Below are 3835 nucleotides of genomic sequence, written 5' to 3' on the forward strand. Positions count from 1 at the left end.
ATAAGTAGAATACTTGCAATGAAAAAGCTGATTAACGCCAGCACCCCGCCCACTAAAGCATATGGCAGCTGGGTTTTTACATGCGTTAATAAATCACATCCTGATGCGAGTGCGGACACTGCACTGGTGTCTGATATTGGTGAACAATGATCGCCAAAAATACCACCACTTAAAATGGCGCCAATAACCAGCTCAGGCGGGAGTCCAAGCGTTTGGATCAGTGGCACGCCAATCGGGATCAAAATAGCGAATGTTCCCCATGATGTGCCTGTTGTAAATGACATTACTGCCCCAGTTAAAAACAATACTGGTACGATTGCGTAAAGTGGCAAGTAATCACCGACTAATGATGCGACAAATACACCGGTGCCTAAAACCTTTAAACTCGCACCTAAAGTGAGTGATAACAGTACGATACTCACTAACGGTAAAAGCTCTCCAATTCCTTTAAAACCTACATCCACAAGTTGATGATGTGTAAAACGCTTATGTGTTAATAATAATAAATAAGCCACGGCCGACGCCAGTATAGTCGCATAAAGCACGGACTTAGAGCCACTGCCTTTTGCCAACTCACCGCCCCCAGTCCAAAACATAAAACCGACCATACTGATGATCAATGTCAGCAGTGGTACCAACATAAACCTTGCCTTCGTTGCGGTTGGCCCTGCATTAACGTCTACATTTCTCTTACTTAACTGTTGTTCTGCTAACTTCATTGGACCATGTACTTTATCAAACACAATGGTGTAAAACACAATCAACAGAGCAATAATTGCATAATAGTTAAAAGCAACGCTTCCCCATAATATGCTGACAGCTGATTGCTCTAATTCATAGTTACTTAATAGGCCTAGAATATACGCTCCCCACCCATTTAATAAAATCAAAATGCAAACTGGGGCACTGGTGCTATCGATTATGTAAGCCAATCGTGCTCGACTCATTTTAAATTTATCGAACAAGCCTCTAGAAACAATACCAGACGTTAAAACACTCATATTCGATTCAATGAATACAGCCGTTCCAGTGAACATAGTAAGTAAACCAACTTGCCGCTTACTCTTTGCTACACCTTTGTTCATCAAAACACTGACGGTTGCCGCTACGCCACCGGATTCTCTGATATAGGCCAGTAATGCCCCAATCACCAAACTAAAAATAAGGATCCGACTATTGCCAGCTGACGTCGCCACAGAAATAACACGCTCAATGCTATTAACCAGCGTCATGAATACGCTACTTCCCTCTCCTTGTAAGGCCAATAAAAACTCCGAACTAAGCAACGCCAACACAAGCGCTAAAATTACTTCCTTACGCCAAAACACCACTAATATGGCAATTAATGGTGGCAATATAGAGTACCAAGTCATACAGCTTCCTTACAGGTCGCAACAGCAACAATAGAAAATAATGAATTCGACCGAACAGCTTAATGAGTAAAATGCTAAAAACCAAGCTTTTCAGTTAAACCAAAGTCAATAATGCAACATTAGTACCCATACTGGTACAATGTGTGAAAAAATAGCAATAATCATAACTGGAAACACTATCGCAACGTTCCGATTGCACCTATAATAAGTACAATTACAAGTTAGTTACAGGTGAAGTATCCCGCATGTCGACATTCGTAAAAATAAAAGCTTTGCGGCCAAGTCTCTCAAATAGTGAGGCTAAGCTTGCAGATTTCACGTTAAATTCAAGTGCCAAGATTAGAGCGCTCTCATCTGTGGAACTGGCCAGAGCTGCAGGTGTTAGCCAATCAAGCGTAGTCAAGTTCGCACAAAAGCTTGGCTATAAAGGCTTTCCAGCATTTAAACTGGCTGTTGTAGATGACCTTAATTTGCTAAGCCAGCACCCTCAGCCCGCAACAGGAATCATCAACAGTAATGACCCACTCGAACTCATAGCCGACAAATTACTATCAAATCAGCATGCCATTTTATCAGAAACGCACAAACTCAATACCCCAAATCAATTTGAGAATGCGATTCAAACCATAAAATCAGCAAAGAAAATTATGATATGTGCAGTTGGTGGCAGCTACACAATGGCACAAGACTTTGCACTCAAGCTGCAAAAGCTCGGTTTACCGGCAATTGCCCAAATAGATGAAATGTCTGCTGCTAGTTACGTCGCAACGATGAGCAAAGATGACTTGTTAATCGCCATTAGTGATTCAGGGCAAAGTAAAGGGGTATTAAAAGTTGCCAAGCAAGCAGCTATCAATGAATGTAATATTATTACCATGTCTCGCTATGGTAGTAACCCACTCAGTGATCTAGCGCATACTAAACTATTCACCGTCATTGATCATGAGCCAGTTAAACACGCATCGATTTTAACACGCACATCACAAAGCTACTTAATTGATGTACTTTTCATTGGTCTGACACAATCAAATTTACATTGGCAAAAACGTGCTGAACGTGCCAATGAATATATGAGTGAGTTACGTCACAGTTAACGTGGGTAAAGTAAATAAGGTTGGCGGCGCTGCATATACTGTTGCAATGATGGCTGCCAACTTTGCTTTATTTTTTCAGCCGACTTACCCGCCTCAATCGCGATTCTGAGTTGGTCTGTCCCTGCGAGTTTATCCATAAAGCCCGCATGTTTAAAAAACACAATCCCGTCACTAGATAGCCTTTTGTACGCATTAATAAACCAGCTTAAGTCCAACCCGTGACTTTCATATTGCCTTAAATCAATCCCGAATACGGATCTCCCATTGAACTTTGGATTCGCAGCCACACCTTTAATTGATCGTGGCATAAACGAAAACTTTCCAAGTTTTATGGGATCATATCCGTAGACTTGAAAAGGAAAATCAGTCCCTCTACCAACAGATACAGGTGTAGCTTCAAAAAAGCACAAAGAGGGGTAAAGCGCAATTGCTTGACTATTAGGAAGGTTAGGGCTTGGCTTTATTGGTAACTCATACTTGCTATTCACACTATAGTTTTCAACGGGGATCACTTGTAACTGCAATTTTTTATCCACCGCCAACCAATTTTCACCAACAATCATTTTTGCCAACTCGCCCACTGTGAGACCATGTAAAACTGGAATTGGGTGTACACCTACGAATGATTTAAACTTGGGATCTAAAACTGGACCATCTACAAACGCAATATTTGGATTAGGTCTGTCTAATACAATAAAACCTTTGCCATATTTTGCCGCAGCTTCCATCATATAGTGCATTGTACTGATATAAGTATAAAATCGAACCCCCACATCTTGAATATCAAAAATGATCACATCAATATCTTGGAGCTGTTGTTTTGACGGGCGTTTATGCCTGCCATATAACGATACAATCGGCACTCCCGTTTTTATATCAGTGCCTGATAATACATGTGCCCCAGCATCGTGGTCCCCACGAAAACCGTGTTCAGGTGCAAATATCACACGTACATCAACCCCTTTAGACAATAGACTATCTAGTAAATGTCCGTGTTTTGTACGTGCAGTTTGATTGACGACCAAGGCCACACGCTGCTGCTTTAATAAAGGTAAATAGTGCTCGTAACGTTCAGCCCCTACTTGCAATGCCCAACAGTTAGCGGTGAATATACATAAACAAACAAGAAAGAAGAAACGCATAGTTATCATGAAGAAATAAATTTGGCTCATGATGGCGGAGAAAGTTAGACGATGCAAGAGCAAGGCGATGCCTTACTAATTTAAATGAAGCTGCTGTGGCACCTTCAAATGCTGTACTCACTCGCCTTGAGCAAACACATAAGGAACGTAATTTATAAATTTCAGACACAAAAAAACCGATTGACTATACATAATCATATCGGTTGTTTGTTCCACTTCTAAAAAG

At 41.1% G+C, this 3835-nt stretch carries 3 protein-coding genes; 1 reads left to right on the top strand and 2 read right to left on the bottom strand.

What is annotated here, in order from left to right:
* Positions 1-1373, bottom strand: a 1373-nt coding sequence (locus tag J8L97_RS22400; RefSeq protein WP_211052913.1) for a Na+/H+ antiporter NhaC family protein, incomplete at its 3' end; no start/stop codon positions are given.
* 245 nt (positions 1374-1618) lie between these two features.
* Between J8L97_RS22400 and J8L97_RS22405 the strand changes: the two genes are divergently transcribed.
* The gene (locus J8L97_RS22405; RefSeq protein ID WP_211052915.1) at positions 1619-2467 is read left to right on the top strand and encodes a MurR/RpiR family transcriptional regulator; all 849 of its coding nucleotides are present in this window, start codon (positions 1619-1621) and stop codon (positions 2465-2467) included.
* Here J8L97_RS22405 and J8L97_RS22410 read toward each other — a convergent pair.
* Positions 2464-3609, bottom strand: a complete 1146-nt coding sequence (locus J8L97_RS22410) for an exo-beta-N-acetylmuramidase NamZ domain-containing protein (protein ID WP_247688787.1) — start codon at positions 3607-3609, stop codon at positions 2464-2466. The two genes, J8L97_RS22405 and J8L97_RS22410, sit on opposite strands and share 4 nt — an antisense overlap.
* Positions 3610-3835 lie beyond the last annotated feature (226 nt).

The organism is Pseudoalteromonas sp. MMG012 (genome assembly GCF_018100875.1).
In the GTDB taxonomy this organism is placed as follows: Bacteria; Pseudomonadota; Gammaproteobacteria; order Enterobacterales; family Alteromonadaceae; genus Pseudoalteromonas; species Pseudoalteromonas aurantia.

Coding starts and splice junctions, on each gene's coding strand:
- J8L97_RS22410 (WP_247688787.1), bottom strand. CDS start 3,609: ATGCGTTTCTTCTTTCTTGTTTGTTTATGTATATTCACCGCTAACTGT.
- J8L97_RS22405 (WP_211052915.1), top strand. CDS start 1,619: ATGTCGACATTCGTAAAAATAAAAGCTTTGCGGCCAAGTCTCTCAAAT.